At 38.1% G+C, this 19,062-nt stretch carries 17 protein-coding genes; 6 read left to right on the plus strand and 11 right to left on the minus strand.

The features are described 5' to 3' along the window. Nucleotides 1-314: 314 nt before the first annotated feature. The 4 genes from phoU to FGD67_RS05985 form a co-directional block, all read right to left on the minus strand. Nucleotides 315-1,019, minus strand: coding sequence for a phosphate signaling complex protein PhoU (gene phoU / locus FGD67_RS05970; protein WP_257174134.1), 705 nt, complete (start codon nucleotides 1,017-1,019; stop codon nucleotides 315-317). A gap of 31 nt (nucleotides 1,020-1,050) precedes the next feature. Continuing rightward, nucleotides 1,051-1,875 carry a phosphate ABC transporter ATP-binding protein PstB gene (pstB, locus tag FGD67_RS05975; protein ID WP_257174135.1) on the minus strand — a complete coding sequence of 275 codons (825 nt, stop codon included), beginning with the start codon at nucleotides 1,873-1,875 and terminating at the stop codon, nucleotides 1,051-1,053. Nucleotides 1,876-1,965: 90 nt separating this feature from the next. After that, on the minus strand, nucleotides 1,966-3,603 hold the full coding sequence (pstA, locus tag FGD67_RS05980; protein WP_257174136.1) for a phosphate ABC transporter permease PstA: 1,638 nt from the start codon (nucleotides 3,601-3,603) through the stop codon (nucleotides 1,966-1,968). A gap of 15 nt (nucleotides 3,604-3,618) precedes the next feature. Further along, nucleotides 3,619-5,796 carry an ABC transporter permease subunit gene (locus FGD67_RS05985; RefSeq protein ID WP_257175079.1) on the minus strand — a complete coding sequence of 726 codons (2,178 nt, stop codon included), beginning with the start codon at nucleotides 5,794-5,796 and terminating at the stop codon, nucleotides 3,619-3,621. Between the two features lie 319 nt (nucleotides 5,797-6,115). On the opposite strand from FGD67_RS05985, the gene FGD67_RS05990 reads away from it, so the two are divergent. Then, complete coding sequence (locus FGD67_RS05990; protein ID WP_257174137.1) at nucleotides 6,116-6,544, plus strand: CBS domain-containing protein; 429 nt, start codon at nucleotides 6,116-6,118, stop codon at nucleotides 6,542-6,544. 10 nt (nucleotides 6,545-6,554) lie between these two features. Here the strand turns inward: FGD67_RS05990 and FGD67_RS05995 are convergent, their stop codons facing one another. The 3 genes from FGD67_RS05995 to FGD67_RS06005 form a co-directional block, all read right to left on the minus strand. Further along, the gene (locus tag FGD67_RS05995; RefSeq protein ID WP_373567850.1) at nucleotides 6,555-6,806 is read right to left on the minus strand and encodes a hypothetical protein; all 252 of its coding nucleotides are present in this window, start codon (nucleotides 6,804-6,806) and stop codon (nucleotides 6,555-6,557) included. Nucleotides 6,807-7,059: 253 nt separating this feature from the next. Beyond that, nucleotides 7,060-8,097, minus strand: coding sequence for an IS110 family transposase (locus FGD67_RS06000; RefSeq protein ID WP_257174138.1), 1,038 nt, complete (start codon nucleotides 8,095-8,097; stop codon nucleotides 7,060-7,062). Between the two features lie 73 nt (nucleotides 8,098-8,170). Beyond that, complete coding sequence (locus tag FGD67_RS06005; protein ID WP_257174139.1) at nucleotides 8,171-9,472, minus strand: YdiU family protein; 1,302 nt, start codon at nucleotides 9,470-9,472, stop codon at nucleotides 8,171-8,173. 445 nt (nucleotides 9,473-9,917) lie between these two features. Here FGD67_RS06005 and FGD67_RS06010 point away from each other — a divergent pair, with 445 nt between their 5' ends. Then, a complete protein-coding gene (locus FGD67_RS06010) occupies nucleotides 9,918-10,418 on the plus strand; it encodes a PAS domain-containing protein (RefSeq protein ID WP_257174140.1) in 501 nt (166 codons plus the stop codon). Then, entirely contained in the window at nucleotides 10,418-11,161 is a 744-nt protein-coding gene (locus FGD67_RS21885; RefSeq protein ID WP_373567877.1) for a GGDEF domain-containing protein, read from the plus strand. The genes FGD67_RS06010 and FGD67_RS21885 overlap by 1 nt, the downstream gene beginning before the upstream one ends. Before the next feature lie 152 nt (nucleotides 11,162-11,313). Here the strand turns inward: FGD67_RS21885 and FGD67_RS06015 are convergent, their stop codons facing one another. Beyond that, complete coding sequence (locus tag FGD67_RS06015) at nucleotides 11,314-11,913, minus strand: DNA-J related domain-containing protein (RefSeq protein WP_257174141.1); 600 nt, start codon at nucleotides 11,911-11,913, stop codon at nucleotides 11,314-11,316. Between the two features lie 252 nt (nucleotides 11,914-12,165). Between FGD67_RS06015 and ettA the strand changes: the two genes are divergently transcribed. The 3 genes from ettA (at nucleotide 12,166) to FGD67_RS06030 (ending at nucleotide 14,931) form a co-directional block, all read left to right on the plus strand. Further along, nucleotides 12,166-13,845, plus strand: coding sequence for an energy-dependent translational throttle protein EttA (gene ettA, locus FGD67_RS06020; RefSeq protein WP_257174142.1), 1,680 nt, complete (start codon nucleotides 12,166-12,168; stop codon nucleotides 13,843-13,845). A 178-nt stretch (nucleotides 13,846-14,023) separates the two neighbouring features. Beyond that, nucleotides 14,024-14,389: a PilZ domain-containing protein gene (locus FGD67_RS06025; protein WP_257174143.1), complete on the plus strand. Its 366-nt coding sequence runs from the start codon at nucleotides 14,024-14,026 to the stop codon at nucleotides 14,387-14,389. 44 nt (nucleotides 14,390-14,433) lie between these two features. Then, nucleotides 14,434-14,931 carry a glycine cleavage system protein R gene (locus FGD67_RS06030; protein WP_257174144.1) on the plus strand — a complete coding sequence of 166 codons (498 nt, stop codon included), beginning with the start codon at nucleotides 14,434-14,436 and terminating at the stop codon, nucleotides 14,929-14,931. Between the two features lie 253 nt (nucleotides 14,932-15,184). Here FGD67_RS06030 and FGD67_RS06035 read toward each other — a convergent pair whose 3' ends face one another. From FGD67_RS06035 to phoB, 3 genes are all read right to left on the minus strand, one after another. After that, nucleotides 15,185-16,150 (minus strand): PstS family phosphate ABC transporter substrate-binding protein, encoded by a 966-nt coding sequence (locus tag FGD67_RS06035; protein WP_257174145.1) that lies wholly within the window; start codon nucleotides 16,148-16,150, stop codon nucleotides 15,185-15,187. Nucleotides 16,151-16,430: 280 nt separating this feature from the next. Further along, entirely contained in the window at nucleotides 16,431-17,726 is a 1,296-nt protein-coding gene (gene phoR, locus FGD67_RS06040; protein WP_257174146.1) for a phosphate regulon sensor histidine kinase PhoR, read from the minus strand. Between the two features lie 270 nt (nucleotides 17,727-17,996). Further along, nucleotides 17,997-18,698 carry a phosphate regulon transcriptional regulator PhoB gene (gene phoB, locus FGD67_RS06045; protein ID WP_257174147.1) on the minus strand — a complete coding sequence of 234 codons (702 nt, stop codon included), beginning with the start codon at nucleotides 18,696-18,698 and terminating at the stop codon, nucleotides 17,997-17,999. Nucleotides 18,699-19,062: the final 364 nt, after the last annotated feature.

Raw genomic sequence — 19,062 nt, forward strand, 5'->3', positions numbered from 1 at the left:
ACGGCTGTTTATAGAATGATTAGTTATTATAAGTTCACTTAAAAGTATATACCCTATTTATTGTGCAATGGGCAATTGAGTCAATAATAAACTTATAGTACAAATAGAAACTTAGTCTTTAATTAATAAAAAACTTAGTGAAAAAAGCTTATATATTATTTAATTAAGCTTAACATTGTTGTTGTGCAGGTTTAGATAATTATGAAATTAAACAGTGGTTATCAACTATAGCCACTGTTTATATTTACACTTTACTTAATCTTAAACCAAGTTACTTGCACACTTTTAATTTTACTCAATCAACCGTTATCGTTTTAAGATAATGATTCAAAATCTTCAGGTGTCGTATGACGAACGACTTTACCTTTAACAAAATATATAATGTATTCACAAATATTTTGGCAGCGGTCACCGATACGCTCTAGGGCACGTGCCGACCAAATAACACTCATTATTTGTGGAATTGAGCGTGGGTCTTCCATCATATAGGTCATTAATTGACGCATTAGCGCTTCATATTCACGATCAATTTTGTCATCACTTTTATGCACTCTAACGGCGGCATCAAAATCCATCCGAGTAAAAGCATCTAAGGTTGCTTGTAGGAATGTCAACACATGACGCCCTAAGTTATCTAGATTAGACAATAAATCTTTATGTTCACTCGATAAGCTTTCTAATGTCACATTAGCAATTTTACCCGCCTCATCACCAATGCGCTCTAAGTCAGTAATGGTTTTAACAATTGCCATTACTAAACGTAAATCCCCCGCTGCTGGCTGGCGCTTAGCAATAATACGCGTACACTCATCATCTATGCTGACTTCTGCATTGTTAATAAGAAAGTCGTTATGTAGTACTTTTTTTGCTAACGCCTCATCGGCATCGCAAACCGATGTCAGGGCGTCAGTCAGTTGTTTCTCCACTAAACCGCCCATGTGCATGACATGGTTAATAATACGCTCTAAGTCTTCATTAAATTGGCCAGAAATATGACGACCAATGTTTAAATTATCCACAGTAAAATCCTCTATTTATGGTCAATATTGTCTAACCGTAACGGCCGGTTATATAATCTTCGGTTTTCTTCTTTGTCGGTGTTGTGAACAAGGTATTGGTATCGCTATACTCGATAAGATCCCCCATATACATAAACGCCGTTTGGTCGGAAACACGTGCCGCTTGTTGCATATTATGGGTAACAATAACCACGGTAAATTGTTTCTTTAAATCATTAATTAGCTCTTCGATAGTTAACGTTGAAATAGGATCCAAAGCTGAAGTAGGTTCATCTAATAATAACACTTCTGGTTGAATAGCGATCGCACGCGCTATCACTAAGCGCTGCTGCTGACCACCTGAAAGCCCTAAAGCACTTTCATGTAACCTATCTTTAACTTCATTCCATAACGCGGCGCTACGTAAAGACGTTTCTACTGCTTCATCCAACACGCGACGATTATTTTCACCGGTAATACGTAAACCATAAACCACATTTTCATAAATCGACTTAGGAAAAGGATTCGGTCGTTGAAACACCATGCCCACTTTACGGCGTAAAGCCGCAACATCAGTATGGCGATCGTAAATATTTTCACCGTTGAGGTTTATTTGACCTTTAATCTTACAAATATCAACTAAATCGTTCATCCGGTTAATACAACGTAATAGTGTTGATTTACCACAACCACTTGGCCCGATAAAGGCCGTTACTTGGCCCTTAGGGATCAACATTGAAATGTCTTGTAAGGCCTGCTTGTCACCATAATACAAGTCTAAGTTCTTAATTTCCAACGCCACTTGTTCTGGCGAAAGATTATTAAGATCGAGCTTAATATTGTGTTCTGATAAATTTTTTGGCGTAACAGAAATCATAGTATTCTCTTTAAATCTTATTCAATAGAGGGGAATTACTTCCCGTTCATCTTTAAATTATTGCTAAACAGTTCGTTTTATCAGATTAGTTTAGTGCTCTAGCATGCGATATTTTTCCCGTAAGCGATTACGAATCGATACGGCAGTCATATTCAGAGCGACAATAATAGTGACGAGTAATAATGCCGTGGCATAAACTAACGGTCTTGCCGCTTCAACATTCGGACTTTGGAAACCAACGTCATAAATATGAAAACCTAAGTGCATAAATTTACGGTCTAAATGTAAGAATGGGAAGTTACCATCAAGCGGCAAATTAGGCGCCATTTTCACCACCCCAACTAACATTAATGGAGCAACTTCACCGGCAGCACGTGCTATCGCCAAAATAATACCGGTCATAATAGCAGGGCTAGCAATAGGTAAAATAATACGCCATAAGGTTTCAGCCTTAGTTGCGCCCAATGCCAAACTACCGTGTCGCATTGCTGAAGGAATACGTGATAGCCCTTCTTCCGTGGATACAATCACCACCGGTAAAGTTAAGATAGCTAAGGTAATCGCTGACCACATAACACCTGGTGTACCAAACGTTGGGCTAGGTAATGTTTCGGCATAAAATAATTGATCTAAGCTCCCCCCCACCATATAAACAAAGAAACCTAAACCAAAGACACCGTAAACAATCGACGGTACACCGGCAAGATTAATCACCGCAATACGCAACAGTTTTGTGAGCGTATTATTACCCGCATATTCATGTAAATATATCGCAGCAACCACACCCAGTGGCGAGACAATAACGGTCATTAATAACACCATTAACACCGTACCAAAGATAGCAGGGAATACACCACCTTCGGTGTTGGCTTCTCGTGGATCATCAGTAACAAATGCGACTATCTGACTGAAAAATAATTTAATTTTTTCGAAAACACTTAACTTATTATTAAAGGTAACGTGTAAGACGTCTTCAAAATTAATAGTAACTTTTTGCCCGTCCATGGCACGCATTACTATCTGATCACGAGAAATTTTTTCACGTAAGCTCATCAATTTACGTTCTAGCACTTCGTATTCAGCTCGTAAGCCAGCAACTTTGGCTTTAAATTCTCCTGCTAACTGTGGGGTAAGCGTGTCATCAAGTTTATGTTTACGCTCTTTTAAACGTGTGCGTTCAATTTGATAATTAATCGCACCAATGTCAGATTTTTGCAGTGCTTCAATTTCTGCTTGAAAGTCACTTACCCGAGTAACTAACTCTGCCATTTGGCTTTGTTCAACCACTTGACCATCGAGAATGATCGCTTCGATGTAGCCGTAGAAGTTACCGTTGGTGCGGCGCTCAATCACTACAAGCTCTTCCGGCAATGAAGTTTTATTAATTTGCGGCACCAAAATCCAGCGAAAATCTAAACTGACTAATTCTCGGTTACCGGTTTTAATTAATAAACGCTCAAGTGTTTCAGCTGACTTATCAAGATCGAGATCGAGATGCACCAACTGTGATACCGGTATACTTTCTCGGTCATAGATTTCACCAATAACCGTTAAGTTTTTACCTTTTTCATCGGTCATTTCGAACTGATATATATCTGCCGGCCAAAAATAACTTAAACCACGTGAGGCGATTAACCAAAGTAAACCTACCACTGATATCAGGCTGATACTAACACCACCTGCTGACAACCACACCCAAGGAGAGCCAGACTTAAACCAATTATTCATGCTACTGTGCCTTCCTTACAATGAACTATATTTTTCACGCAAACGCTGACGTATAAACTCAGCAAGCGTGTTAAATACAAAGGTAAAAACAAATAAAACAAATGCTGCTAAGAACAATATACGGTAATGCGAGCTACCTACTTCTGACTCTGGCATTTCAACCGCAATATTCGCTGCTAGCGTTCTCATGCCTTGAAAAATACTCCAATCTAGAATTGGTGTATTACCTGTCGCCATTAACACAATCATGGTTTCTCCCACAGCACGACCTAAGCCCATCATAACCGCAGAGAATATTCCTGGGCTGGCGGTTAGTAGTACCACTTTAATTAAGGTTTGCCATTGCGTAGCGCCTAGTGCTAATGAGCCACTGGTTAAATGCTTAGGGACACTAAAAATAGCATCTTCAGCCATTGAGAAAATGGTCGGAATAACCGCAAACCCCATAGCAATACCAACCACTAAGGCATTTCTTTGGTCAAAGTCGATAGCTAGATCATTAGTAATAAACTGGCGAATATCACCACCAAAAAAGTGCAATTCCAATACCGGCGACAACGCGAAAGCTGCATAAGCTGCCAATAAAATAGCAGGAATTAAGATTATTGGTGCCCACGTTTCCGGAATAAGTGTTTTATAGGCTCGTGGTAATTTGTGCCAAGCAAATGCAGTAATAAATACTGAGGATGGAATAAACACTAACAAAAGGCATATCGCCGGTAAGTAAATTTCAATGATCGGAGCTAACCAAAGACCGGCCAAGAAGCCTAGAATAACTGTAGGTAATGCTTCCATCATTTCAATGGTTGGTTTAACTTTTCTGCGCATACCCGGCGTCATAAAGTAAGCGGTATAAATTGCCGCGGTTAAGGCAATAGGCACCGCGAACATCATCGCGTACATAGCGGCTTTTATGGTGCCAAAAGAAATCGGTACTAAAGAAAATTTCGCTTCAAAATCATCAGACCCTGAGGTTGACTGCCAAATAAACTCAGGTTCAGGATAACCTTCATACCAAACTTCTTGCCAAAGTGCTTGCCAAGTAACTTCTGGATGCTCGTTTTCTACCGCGAAAATAGCAAGTTCATTTTCTGAAAATATAACTAGGCCATCAGCACGAGGGGCAATGGCGAATGCTTGAGCATTGCCTTGATGTAATTGACCACGCCATAAGTCTGCTTCACTGGTGGTATAGAACATGCCCATTTCACCAGAAGGTGTTTCAGTATAAAAGCTTTTACGAAATTGCTCGGTATAAATAGCCACAACCGGCTCACTGTCACTGACATTAAAGCTGCGAACTTTTTTAAATTCTCGCCCTTGCTCCGTTGCTACTTCAAACCACTGACTCACCGTACCACTATCATCGCCCAATAAAATTGAACTACCACCAGATAATAATGCCATCGCGGTAATATGATTTGGCGTCGACTTGTTTTGCGCTAATTGCGGAATAATAGTGGCTTTTAGCTCGCTATCTTCGTCGAGTGAAAACACGGCAACTTGATCGCTTTCGCGTACAAACACCATAGCTAAATCAGGTGTCACCAAAATATCATCAATACGCTTGGCGGTATAATCAATTTCTTGATATTGCACTTCATAAGCAATGTCGTAACTAAAATCGTCTTCAGCTAATAGTGTGGTTTTAATCAAACGCTTGTCTTCAGTAAAACCAACAAAAATAGCTTTTTCATCGTCCATAGCAAAAGAGAGTTTAGTCAGTGCTGCATTGTTTTCATCGACCGGTAAATATGCTTCACCTAACGGATAACGCACACTCGGTATAATCACCCTCTCACCGCTATCAAAATTAGCGGAGAAGTGCGGTACAACCAACTGTACATTGCCTGCACTATCAAGCAATAGCTTCTGCTCTTGGCCAATATTGATCAGCTGCGCTAAACTTTCGCCATCGGCAACCAGCGGTTGTGAAAGTATCTTTTCACCCGCTTTATAGCCACCGCCATCAACTAATTGATAAAAATCAATATAGCCTTGTTCAGTTATGCTATAAGCAACTTCCTTTAATTCATCAATGCCGGTTGCCAGCACTTTATGTTCTTCTTTGATGACAAACTGCGCCTTAGCATCAACTTTTGCCGATTCAAAAATAGGTTTGATCACGTAAAGTAAATACATGAATATTAATACCAAGGTAAATAAAACACTAATACCGCCTAGTGTTATCATCCATTTTGCTAATGAATTTTTTACCTTTCTAGAGTTTGCTGATTTAGAAGCAATGGTCACTTAGAAATACCTTTAACTATGATAATTTTTATAACTGCAGTGATTATAAGACAGTTGTATGACAGTTTTGTGACAAGGTACTTTTATCTCAAGTGACAACATTCTCTCAAGCTTATTACATATTTTTTTAGTGCTGAGTAATTAAAGTGAGTAATTAAAGTGAATCATTAATATAATAGTACTATTGTTGCTGATGCACTTAGCTTGTATTATGATTTATTGACTAGTTAACAATGCTTTATTGGAAAAGGATAATAATATGGCCATTAGCCAAATTATGCGCCGAAATCTAATTACTTTAGGTCTAGACAACACTTTAGAAAGTGCTAAAGATTTATTTGAACTGCATAATATTCATCATATTTTAATCAAAGATGAAGCAACATTAGCAGGTGTTATTACCGACAGTGACTTATGGCAGAACTTAAGTCCGACGGTAGGTACTCGTAATGAAACCTCACAAGATAGTTTTATATTGAATAAAAAAGTACATTTGATCATGGCTAGAGATCTGATCACTGCCACAGAAGATGTCACGATCAATGAAGCGGTATTACTATTTTATGATCACAATATATCTTGTCTGCCTATTATCGACGAACACAAGCGACCTATAGGCATTATTACTTGGCGTGATATTATTAAGGTGCTTGCGCTACAATATCGCCGAAAACACCAGCAGCTTTAACAACAAAGCTTTAAGAGCTACAAGACAACATTGAACACCCAGCTTTATCTTTCGCCCATATGGGGCGCTTTCCAGCAAAGTGTTCAAACTCAGGTTGCTCATCGTAGGGCTTAGATAACACTTGCTGTAATTGATGAAGTAAAGCGTAATCCTGTTGCTCAGCTAATTCGATTGCCTGTTGAGCTAAATAATTGCGTAATACATACTTAGGATTAGTCGCATTCATTTTCTGACTAATGGCTTGTCTGCTTTTATTGCTCAAGTCACGCAAAGCAATATAACGTTCCAGCCAACTTATGTGGACTCCCTCTTGTCAACAACAAAAAAATACTGAAACAAAGAAATTAATGCATACTTATGTACGAGCTCTCTAGTGAGAGGCTATCTCAGGCTCTTTGATATTTACGCGAACTGGTTGTCAAATCTATAAAGCGAGCGCTAGGCTCTTAGTTGGCTACTGACTAAACCAGTTGATTTTTATCTTCGTTAGTGCATTTTTGTTGTGTGAACTCTTTTTAGGCTGCGAGTAACTCAGCTTTGTATTCTGTACCTTGTGTCAGCATAGCGAACGCCGTTCTAACGGTTTTATTCGCCAGTGCGACTGCCGCACACTTTTTACCTCTGCGCTCAACTAAGCCCTGTATCCACGCATCTTTTTTTGTTTTAGCTTGTCGTTTCATGGCATGTTGAACTGCTGCGGTTGCCCCACAGATTAATTGACTTCTTAAGCGACTATTCTTAGTAAATTTACCTATAGAGCCAAGTTTTACAAAACCGCCGGATGAATGCTGGATTGGTGTTAACCCGATACAGGCAGATGCATCTTTACCTTTACTGAAGCAGCCGAGCTCTGTGCAGCCAAGAGCAATGTAAAGGTTAATTGCATTCATTGCTCCAACGCCTTCTAACCTCAATAGCTTCTTGCACTCTGGATGTGTATTAACAGATTTCTCCATACACTCATCATAATGCTTAACATCTTTGAACAGCCCATTTAAATGCTCTTTAGCTAAGAAAATGGCTCTTCGACATTCAGCCGATAATTCATTAGTTGCATCTTCTAAAACGCTTTCGATTGCTGAGATTATTCCACCTCTACGTTTCGATATCTTTATATTCAATTCAAAAAGTAAAGCGATGATTTGTTTTTGAGAGGCATCACGTTGTTTAACCGCTAACTCTCTTAGCCGTTTAATCGACTGCAATTGTTGCTGTTCTACGGTTTTTCCACCAATAAAAGTGACATCAGGCATAAAGGTCGCTTGGACAATCGCCAGGGCATCATTTTTGTCGGTTTTTTGATTTTGTCTAACGACAGAGACTAACTTAGCAGAGATTAAGCGTGCATCATGTCCTGCTTGAAGTGCCTTTTGTTTCCAATAATTCGACGTGCTACAGGCTTCAAATATTATCGTGACGGGTTTGTTGTTGATAAGCCAAGAGAGAAATTCTTCCGGTGTCATTTCGATATTCGATTGCACTTTTTTGTTTCTATAAATACAAACTTGAATAACTTTCTTTGCTAAATCAACGCCAACTCTAGTACGATACATATCAGGACTCTTTATAATATATTGGTGTGGTAACTTTTATATTACCTCACTCGTTAAGGGTGAGGGAGTCCAATTATCTAAATAAGCTTGCTTGATAAGCTGAGCTAATTTCATCTTGATTATAAAAGCAGGCAGACAAGTGATTAAGCCATAAAGACCTATCATTAGGTAAATCCGCTAAGCGTCGATAAAATATCGTCATATCCGTTTCAACAGCCATTAATACGTCTTCAAGAGCAATAAATAGCTTGAGTTCATCTTCATTAGCCTGTTCACTAGATAATTCGAGACCAAGTTTAGCTGCCATCATAAATTGCCATTGCTGTTGATAATTTTTAGCAAAGTTATTAAGTGCTTTTTGTAGTGGCTCTGCATCGTTAATTAACGGAAAGATTGCATTCGCAAGCTGGAATAAATTCCATTGTGCCATCTCTCCTTGCGCACCAAAGCGATAACGTTTACCTTGAGCATCTGTGGTATTAGGCGTCCAATTTAAATCGAAATTATCAATCCAGCCATAAGGTCCGTAATCAATAGTTTCGCCAATAATAGACATATTATCAGTGTTCATTACACCGTGGACAAAGCCAACTCGCATCCAGTCAACAACTAGGCTACAAGTTCTATCACACACTTCATTAAACCAGGCAAGATAAACTGCAGGGCTTGGCGCACCTAAATGTGGAAAGTCTCGTGTAATAACATAATCAACCAGTTGCGTTAACAAGCTGATATTTTGTCGTGATGCGGGTAATTGAAAACTACCAAACCGTATAAAAGATGACGATACTCGACACACCACCGCACCCGGCTCTGCCTTAGCGTGACCGTCATAAAACATATCTCTGACAACACTATCACCGGTAAGTGAGAGGCTCAATGCTCGGGTTGTTTCCACCCCTAAATGATACATAGCTTCAGAACAAAGAAATTCACGTATTGAAGAACGTAATACCGCTAGGCCGTCAGCTGTGCGTGAATAAGGCGTTGGACCGGCCCCTTTTAGCTGTAAAGTTTTATGACCGTAGTTTTCGGTCATCACTTCAGCAAGATTAATAGCCCTACCATCACCCAATTGGCCAGCCCAGTGACCAAATTGATGACCGCCATAACACATGGCAAATGGTTTCATATCAGGCAATAAACCATTACCAGAAAAAAGTTGTAAAAATTCAGCAGAATTTACCTGCTGCTCCGTCAGCCCTATTTGTTTTACCACATGTTTACTGATAGCAACTAACTGCGGATTTTTAGTGTTTTTAGGCTCAACAAAAGAATAGGCAGACTGTACTTGTCGTGGGTAATTACTCACAACTTCATCAGCAGCAAAGGTTCTAGTAAATTGGTTATCTAAAGTAAAGGTAATATCTGACAAAGGGCTAACACTCTTTAGTAAAGCATGAAGGTTAGTATGACCGAACAAGTATCGAATTCAACCGTATCACCAAGATAAAGTCATTTATTAGCTAGTATTAATAAGTATGCCATTTTATTTAGAATACTTTTAATTACTGTGTGATTGCTATCAACATAGCAATCTATTATCTCACTTTCAAACTCTGCTATAATTTGTTACTAAATAGTAAAATATAAGACTAATCTCTTATTTTATATCTATAATATTTTATGATTCTTCTCTACGGGAGGTTACATTTGCATTTTGGTATTATAAATTTGATATTCATTATTCATTATTCATTAAAGAAGTATACACAGCAAAGTGCTTTCATGAAAAAGTGATCATTGCAATATAGCGAATAAATTAAGCGTTAAATGCAAGATAGATGAATTAAGGCCAAAGTCTAGTAACCGGAAAGCAAATGTCAGATAAAAAAAATAATGTAGAGGCTTTATTACGGCAAGTGCAAGTTTTGTCGAGTGTGCTCGATAATATTGGCTCTTACGTTTACAGCAAAGACCTCGAAGGAAAGTACACCTATGTTAATGCTGATGTAGCAGAATTATTTCAGACCACCGTGCAAGATGTTATTGGTAAAGATGATAGTCACTTTTTTGATTTAGATATTTCTAATGAATTAAGTCAAAATGATCTAAAAGTTATTCGTGATAAAGTCCCACTCGTATCAGAAGAAAATAACGTTATAAAGTCTACCGGTAAAGTCAGTACCTATCAAATCATCAAAAAACCGCTACTTGATAGCAACGGCAATGTCATCGGTATTTCAGGCATATCTGTTGATATTACAGAAAAAAAAGCGCTTGAAGCTGAAAACCAAGAACAAAAGTATTTACTAGATGTCATTTTAGGTATGTTAATGACCGTGTTGCCAAGCTTTTTGGTCGTCCGGCCAAAGAAATAATAGGCCAACGTGATAGTGATGTTATCTCACAGGCTGATGCCGATCATTTTTGGCAAACCGACAAACTGGCTTTTGAAAGTAATGATAAAGTTGTTATTAACGAAACATTAAAAGCAGCGGATAACAAACTACATCATTATCTGAGTGTTAAAGTACCTTGTCACTTTAAAGATGATTGCAAAACTTTAATCGGTTTTTCTACCGATGTAACTGAATTATATCAACTAAAAGAAAAGTTTGAACAACTGGCTAATATTGATGAATTAACCGGTTTATACAACCGACGGTATTTTTTTGATAATGCTAATCGTGAGTTTAACCGTGCTGAAAGATATCAACAAGCACTTGCCGTTATCTCGATAGATGTTGACCGCTTTAAAACAATTAACGATAAATACGGCCACCCTATTGGTGATCAAGTTTTAGTCAAAATTGCCCAGTTAATTACCCCCACCATCAGAGCCGAAGATATATTTGCTCGTATCGGCGGAGAAGAATTTTCCATATTATTACCAAATACTTCAAAGCTTGAAAGCCAAAAAACTGCAGAAAGGCTACGTCATTTATTAGATGAAAACCCAATATCCATTGCCAACGACATTTGCTTAGCCATCAAAATTAGCCTTGGTGTTTCTGTTCTAAAAGCAGCCGACACGAGTTTTCAAGATCTATACGCTCGCTCTGATATTGCTTTGTATAAAGCAAAGTCCATGGGAAGAAATAACGTCTACTTAATTGACTAGCAAGCTGAGATATCTTAAAAATTGGGCAATAACGGCTCTAGAGAGCAATAGTGTTTTAGCAATAGATATATGCTAATTAAATCCTATCTCAAACTAACATAATTATCGATACTAGCTTATCAAAAACGCTTTACAGCAGATAAATAAAGTGACTATATTTTATCCAGCACGACTTTCGCTTGACGAATTCTAGTAAACATATCAGCACAACCGCCTTTGTCGGGATGATGCTTTTGGGCAAGACGTAAGTATTGAGTTTTGATCATTTTCGCATCCGCATCTATCGGTAGTTCTAAAACTGCAAGTGCTTCTTGTTTTTGATCTTGTGCAGCATATTTTTGCCAAAATGATTTCAACAGGCCATTTATTTCATCTGCTTGGGTGACAAAATAATGTTTAGTATCTAAATAATAATTTTCGAGCGGATCGACTGTTTCAAGCACGCTTTGTGATTTATCATTAATAACTATCGGCATATTTGTCACTATCCTCTCTACGCGTACCGATTGAATACTAAGGGTAAATTTTTGCCCGCGTTGATATTGACGCTTTAGGTGATAAAGCGCATGCATACAAAGAAAGTGAGCACTAAATAAATCTTTACTATTAGCTAAGGTAAAATGTTCAAAAGGCGGAATTTTCTTAACTTGCAAATGTTTGATTATTTGGTATTCATTGCTTAGCGAAAAACAATTCAGGAAATCATCAAGCTCATCAAGTATCGGAGCTAAATAAGGATTTAAAGTCTGCATTTAAGTTATTAGTTATTGGTATTGCTTTTATAATACATAATTTTTTCATCGCTTGGCGAATTATCCCTTACCCCCTTTTCATTAGATCACACAGTCGCGACAGAATTAAACCTCAGGAATATGTTTTTAGTCATCATTATTAGCATTTCAGTCTGAAAAAAATAGAATTAACTTAATCTCATTTGCTTGCCCTCTCCCTTTAACCTAAAATATTGCCATTATTGTCTTTCCAATCCAAATATAAGGTTTTTCATGGCTCAACCATTACCTGATAAATTCATCATGTCGATGAACCGCGTTTCGAAAGTGGTTCCTCCTAAGCGTACAATTTTAAAAGATATTTCACTGTCTTTTTTCCCTGGTGCAAAAATTGGTGTACTAGGTTTAAATGGCTCAGGTAAATCAACGTTACTGCGTATTATGGCCGGTGTTGATACCGAGTTTGAAGGCGAAGCAAAAGCATTAGCTGGCATTAATATCGGCTATTTACCTCAAGAGCCGATATTAGATGAAGAAAAAACCGTCCGTGAAATTGTGGAAGAAGCGGTTTCTGAAGTAAAAAATGCCATGGCACGCTTGGACCAAGTTTATGCTGAATACGCTGAACCTGAAGCCGATTTTGACGCCCTAGCAAAAGAGCAAGGTCAACTTGAAGATATTATTAATAGCCAAGACGGCCACAACATTGACAACGTTTTAGAGCGTGCTGCAGATGCTTTGCGCCTACCGCCTTGGGAGCAAAAAATTGCTGTTCTTAGTGGTGGTGAGCGTCGTCGCGTTGCCCTTTGTCGCTTATTATTACAAAAACCTGACATGCTACTACTTGATGAGCCAACTAACCATTTAGATGCTGAGTCTGTGGCTTGGTTAGAGCGCTTCTTACATGATTATGCTGGTACTGTCGTCGCCATCACCCATGATAGATATTTCTTAGACAATGTTGCCGGCTGGATCTTAGAGCTTGATAGAGGTCATGGTATTCCTTATGAAGGTAACTATTCTTCTTGGTTAGAACAAAAAAATGCTCGCCTTGAGCAAGAAAGCAAAAGTGAAAATGCCTTACAAAGAACCATTAAACAAGAACTTGAATGGGTACGTTCAAATCCGAAAGCACGTCAATCTAAAAGCAAAGCTCGTATGGCTCGCTTTGAAGAATTGAATAGCCAAGATCATCAAAAACGTAACGAAACTAACGAACTTTATATTCCACCGGGGCCTCGTCTCGGTGATAAGGTGTTAGATGTTATTAATTTAACAAAATCATTTGGCGATAGAATGCTGATTGATAACTTAAGCTTTAGCGTCCCTAAAGGTGCTATCGTCGGCATTATCGGGCCAAACGGTGCCGGTAAGTCAACCTTATTCAAAATAATGTCTGGTGCTGAACAGCCAGATTCTGGCACAGTAGAACTTGGTGATACGGTTAAGCTTGCCAGTGTTGATCAGTTCCGTGATGACATGGACGATAGCAAAACCGTCTACCAAGAGATCTCGCAAGGTCATGAAATTTTAAACATAGGTAATTTTGAAATTCCAAGTCGTGCCTACGCAAGTCGCTTTAACTTTAAAGGTAATGATCAACAAAAAATCATCGGCGATTTATCTGGTGGTGAACGTAATCGTGTACATTTAGCTAAGCTTGTGCAAACCGGTGGTAACGTATTATTACTCGATGAACCTACCAATGATCTCGATGTTGAAACCTTACGCGCACTTGAAGAAGCGTTATTAGAGTTCCCAGGTTGTGCGATGGTGATTTCCCATGACCGTTGGTTCCTTGACCGCATTGCCACCCATATTTTAGATTACCGCGATGAAGGGCAAATTAATTTCTATGAAGGTAATTTCACTGATTATGAAGCTTGGTTGAGAAAAACTTATGGTCCATCTGCAACTGAACCACATCGTATAAAATATAAAAAAATAGGCTAACTCAACAGTTAACTATTTAGTAACTAACAAGATAAAGGCAGCTTAATGAATTAATTAAGCTGCCTTTTTTGTTATCGCAAGCGAATTAATTTATTGCTCATTTAACGAGAATTAATTAATGCGTTTGATATTAAAGCAAGCTATGCTAAATATACCACTTTAGCCAAAATTAAATTCAATGCAAAATCGACGTCAATTTACTCGCGTGCTCTTTTCCATGAAAGCAAAACTGTCTGTAAGCGAAGAACAGTTTGAGGTAAAAGTGCATGATATTTCATTAAATGGTGCATTACTTTATTTGGATTGCAAAGGGTTAATACTGACACGACAACTTGGTTTATTGTCATTTCAATTAGATAATAATAACAGTGAAATTATCATGAATATTGCGGTTGTCCATCAAGAAGGTGACGAAATTGGTGTGCAATGTAATGCCATTGATATCGACAGTGTTAGTTTATTGCGACGCTTAATAGAGCTGAATTTAGGCGACGATGAGCAACTGCATAAAGAACTATCGCAGTTAACACGTACCGAAAATTAACCAAGCTGCAATCACTTCTCATTTTTATTTTCAAAGGACTTATCATGAATCACCTTATCATTTCTTTTATCACCGCTGACCGTCCCGGCATAGTAGAGGTTTTATCCGACTTAATTACAAAGCATAAGGGTAATTGGCAAAAATCTAGCTTACATCAAATGTCAGGCCTGTTTGCTGGTGTTATTGAAATTGCCACCGCACCGGAAAATTTATCCGCATTATCCGATGAGCTTGCTGCATTAGATGGCTTTAAAATGCAGATTGAGCATGCCCAACAAGATAAGTCAGCACCTGAAGCTGTACTTGTTCTAGAGCTCACGGCAAACGATAGAGCAGGCATAGTACAAGAAATATCATCAATTATTCATCATCAAGGTGGTAATTTACTTAAACTGGTCAGTACGCAAGAAATAGCGCCCCATGCAGGTCATGAGTTATTTAAAGCTAAAGTCACTGTTTCTGCTAACAACCAGAATATAGACGCCATGATTGATGCCCTTGAGAACTTAGCGGATGACTTAATGGTGGATATTTCTCGCTAGGTAATTAACAGCAATGTGATATTCGTAACATAGAATATCTAAGAAGCTTACTTAACATAGAGTCCTGAACATGGCTGCTCTTTCACATCCTTGTGATCACAGCATACCGTTCGTCCTGAACATGGCTGCTCTTTCACATCCTTGTGATCACAGCATACCGTTCGTCCTGAACATAAAAGTCCGCACTCATTGCTGAATGCGGACTTTTTTATCGGTTTTAGCAATTGTGCAACTAAAACTTATTAGCTAAAGCTTATAAAGCTAAATCTAACTTTTTAAATTCTTTTTCGACAACTGACGCAGGTAATGGAATATAACCATCTTTTTCAACAATCGTTTGACCTGACTTAGATAAAACCATTTTCAAAAATTCAGCTTCCATCGGAGCTAAAGGCTTGGTTGGGTGCTTATTTACATAGACATATAAAAAGCGAGATAAAGGGTATTTTTTAGAAATGGCATTTTCCATGCTAGCTTCAACGAAGTTATCGCCTTTTTTCGCTAATGGAAGTGCTCTAACGCCCGAAGTTTTATAACCAATACCGGAGTAACCAATGCCATTTAATGACGCTGATACTGATTGTACAACCGATGCTGAACCCGGTTGTTCATTAACACTATTTTTAAAATCGCCTTTACAAAGCGCTTTCTTTTTAAAATAACCGTAAGTGCCTGATACGGAGTTACGACCGTACAACTGCACATCTTTACCTGTCCAATCACCAGTTAAGCCTAAATCCCCCCAACGGTCGACATCTTTTTCTGCACCACATTTGCGGTTATTTGAAAATATCGCGTCAACTTGCTCAATACGAAGACCTTTTATAGGGTTATCTTTATGTACAAAAACAGCTAAAGCATCAATAGCAACACGCACCGCTGTTGGTTTATAGCCATAACGTTTTTCAAAAGCTTCAATTTCACGAGACTTCATTTTACGGCTCATAGGGCCAAGGTTTGAAGTCGCTTCCGTTAATGCCGGTGGCGCAGTCGATGAACCAGCTGCTTGAATTTGTACATTTACATTTGGGTAAGTACGCTTAAACTCTTCCGCCCAAAATGTCATCATATTAGCTAAGGTATCAGAGCCAACAGATGAAACATTGCCCGATACGCCACTAACTTTTTTGTATTCTGGTAAATCGCTATCAACAGCAAATGCCGAGAAGCTAATAAAACTTGATAAACCGATAACGCCTAATGCACGTTTTAAACTCATGTTACTCTCCGATGAGAATTGTAATTAATTTGCCAACACTATATAAAGTGAATATGACAATAATAAGTAAAGTTTGTGACACTTATATTACAGGCATCATAAAAGTGTCATTGTTTTCACATAAAACAGCGTGCTATGAAAAATAAAAAACGGCAATTAAACTTGGATACTTTAATAAAGATGCAAATTTGCTAGCAAGGCGTTATTCGACTAATGGCGGTTACGGTATTTAAGACGTTAGCTGAGCATTTAAATGGCGACTGCTGTCGCCATAAATAATCTATTCATTTATTGTGGCAGTAAAATAAATAATAAATTCACTACCTTTATGCCATTCACTTTCAATAGCAAGTTCAGCATTATGATGGTTCAAAACATGCTTAACAATCGCTAAGCCTAGCCCTGAGCCACCAGTATTACGTGATCGAGACATATCAACACGGAAGAAGCGCTCAGTTAAACGATTAACATGCTCAGGTTTAATGCCAGGGCCATTATCCTTGACACTAAAACGTATTTTATTACCGTCATTACATAAAATCACATCAATAACCCCACCTGCGGGGGTATAAGCAATAGCATTTGAAATTAAGTTCATGCAGGCACTTTTTAACTCATGCTCATTACCGTTAATTTTTATTTCAGGTGAAATATGGTCGTTAATCGTGTGATTTTTATCTTGATTCAACCATTGCACATCTTCCACTATTGTTAATATTAAGCGTGATAAATCAACTTGTTGGTGATTGTCGTCTTCAACATTATTCTCAATTCTGGATAACACCAGTAACTGTTCAACTAGTCTGTCCATGCGTGATACTTGTGTTTCTATGGTGGTGAACGCTTTTTGCCAGTGCGGCTCTAAACTTGCACCACTGCTTTGCACCATCTCAACATAACCCCGCACGACAGTTAAAGGGGTTTTTAACTCATGCGAAACATTAGCAACAAAATCACGACGCATTTCCTCTAATCGTTGTATTTTACTAATATCACGAGCAAGTAATAAAATTTGGTCGCTACCATATGCCATCATCCGCAATTCAAGCTGTAACTCATTATTTATTGGCGAAATAATTAAACATGGGCTGTCATAATTGCCACTATTGACATATTTAGCAAATTCGGGAAAACGGATCAAATTATCAATACGTTGACCAACATCACTAGGCCAACGTACACCTAAAAGTTGTGAGGCTTTTTTATTACCCCATAAAATAGTCAATTCTGTTGAAAGCACTAATGCTGCGTCTGGCAAAGCTTCGGCGCCATCACGAAATTTTCGAATTCGCTCGTTTAGTTGCTTTTGCTTTAAACGTTGCTTACGAATACGTCGATATAGGCCATCATATATTCGTCCCCAAATCCCTTTAGCTTGCGGTGGCGATATTGACTTGCCTTGCCATAACCAATTAATTAATTTAAATAAATGATTGTAGTGCCAAGCAAGTAAGCCAATAGACACAGCACTAACAACAAGAAAGGTGTGACCAAAAAGATAACCGATAAAGCCACTGACAATAATAACGCTAGTGATACGGGTAAGGAGTTTTCTCGCTGAGATACGAAAATACATAAATTAGTCGTTAACCTGAATTCGGGATAATGAATATTCGAACATGTAGTTTAACACCTCTACTTTTAATAATTTACATTCAAACATTAAATAATTTTGTTCGTTGTGTTGCCAAAGTGAAAAAGCAATAACACACGCTTTTTGTGTTTTACCCCAAGCTTACTTATATGGCGAGTATTGGACAGTACTAATAAATGCTTAGCAAGCATAAAAAAATCATGCCTGCTGCAAATGGCCTTATAGAACCATGTATTTATGCTAAGTTAACAATTACACACGATCTTTAGTTTTTCCTGAAAAACGATAACCAGAGCCTCTTACCGTCTGAATAAAGTCTTCATGCCCTTCGCCAGCAATTGCTTTACGTAAACGTCGAATATGAACATCAACAGTTCTATCTTCAACATAAACATTGGTTCCCCAAACATTATCAAGCAGCTGCTCTCGGCTATAAACACGCTCGGTATGGGTAAGGAAAAAATGCAGTAAACGAAACTCTGTAGGGCCAAGATCTAAACTTTTATCATTAATGGAGACACGATGCGCAACAGGATCGAGCTTAATGCCATGAAACTCAATTGACTCTTCCAATGCTGTTGGCGCAACACGTCGAATAACCGCTTTGATACGGGCAATGAGTTCTTTGGGTGAAAACGGTTTAGTAACATAATCATCAATACCGGCATCAAAGCCTTTCACTTTATCGTCTTCGTCAGCTCGAGCCGTGAGCATAATAATAGGAATCGTACGGGTATATTCATTCTGTTTTAACGATTTTGCTAACTTTACACCAGTACCACCGGGCAACATCCAATCAAGTAAAATTAAATCAGGATACGGTTCTTTAATTTTTGCTTGCGCTTGCTCTATGGTTTCAGCTTCTATGGCGTTAAAACCATTCTGTTCTAAAACAAAGGTGATCATTTCTCTTATTGGCGCTTCATCTTCGACAACTAAAATTTGTCTATTCATGTATCCATCCTGATGACTAAATATAAAATCGTATAACAAACATTGTGATAAATAATTGTGACAGTTTCATGACAGCATTAAAATTATTGTCATTTTCGCGCTGCAAAGTGATTCAAAAAGAAAAAATCGCTTAATTCACACCTCGATACAATTAAACTCTCGATAGGATAAGCCCAAGTTTGAGCGCTCAGAAAGAAAGTATATACCTATTTAAAAAGAAAACAGTGTAAAACAAACACCGTAAAAGCAGTTAAAGCCAATAAAAAACGCTGAGATAATTTCAGGCTAATAATGAGGTTCAAGCTGATAGAGATAGTTAAATAAACATTGTTAAGCTTATTTTATCGCAATGCCATAAGCCTTA

The sequence above is a fragment of the Colwellia sp. M166 genome (assembly GCF_024585285.1).
GTDB lineage: Bacteria > Pseudomonadota > Gammaproteobacteria > Enterobacterales > Alteromonadaceae > Cognaticolwellia.

Excerpts from the sequence above, each read along its gene's own strand:
- pstB (WP_257174135.1), bottom strand. The coding sequence starts at position 1,875 with ATGATTTCTGTTACGCCAAAAAATTTATCAGAACACAATATTAAGCTC.
- pstA (WP_257174136.1), bottom strand. The coding sequence starts at position 3,603 with ATGAATAATTGGTTTAAGTCTGGCTCTCCTTGGGTGTGGTTGTCAGCA.
- FGD67_RS05985 (WP_257175079.1), bottom strand. The coding sequence starts at position 5,796 with ATGATAACACTAGGCGGTATTAGTGTTTTATTTACCTTGGTATTAATA.
- FGD67_RS05990 (WP_257174137.1), top strand. The coding sequence starts at position 6,116 with ATGGCCATTAGCCAAATTATGCGCCGAAATCTAATTACTTTAGGTCTA.
- FGD67_RS06000 (WP_257174138.1), bottom strand. The coding sequence starts at position 8,097 with ATGTATCGTACTAGAGTTGGCGTTGATTTAGCAAAGAAAGTTATTCAA.
- FGD67_RS06010 (WP_257174140.1), top strand. The coding sequence starts at position 9,918 with ATGTCAGATAAAAAAAATAATGTAGAGGCTTTATTACGGCAAGTGCAA.
- FGD67_RS06015 (WP_257174141.1), bottom strand. The coding sequence starts at position 11,913 with ATGCAGACTTTAAATCCTTATTTAGCTCCGATACTTGATGAGCTTGAT.
- ettA (WP_257174142.1), top strand. The coding sequence starts at position 12,166 with ATGGCTCAACCATTACCTGATAAATTCATCATGTCGATGAACCGCGTT.
- FGD67_RS06025 (WP_257174143.1), top strand. The coding sequence starts at position 14,024 with ATGCAAAATCGACGTCAATTTACTCGCGTGCTCTTTTCCATGAAAGCA.
- FGD67_RS06030 (WP_257174144.1), top strand. The coding sequence starts at position 14,434 with ATGAATCACCTTATCATTTCTTTTATCACCGCTGACCGTCCCGGCATA.
- FGD67_RS06035 (WP_257174145.1), bottom strand. The coding sequence starts at position 16,150 with ATGAGTTTAAAACGTGCATTAGGCGTTATCGGTTTATCAAGTTTTATT.
- phoR (WP_257174146.1), bottom strand. The coding sequence starts at position 17,726 with ATGTATTTTCGTATCTCAGCGAGAAAACTCCTTACCCGTATCACTAGC.
- phoB (WP_257174147.1), bottom strand. The coding sequence starts at position 18,698 with ATGAATAGACAAATTTTAGTTGTCGAAGATGAAGCGCCAATAAGAGAA.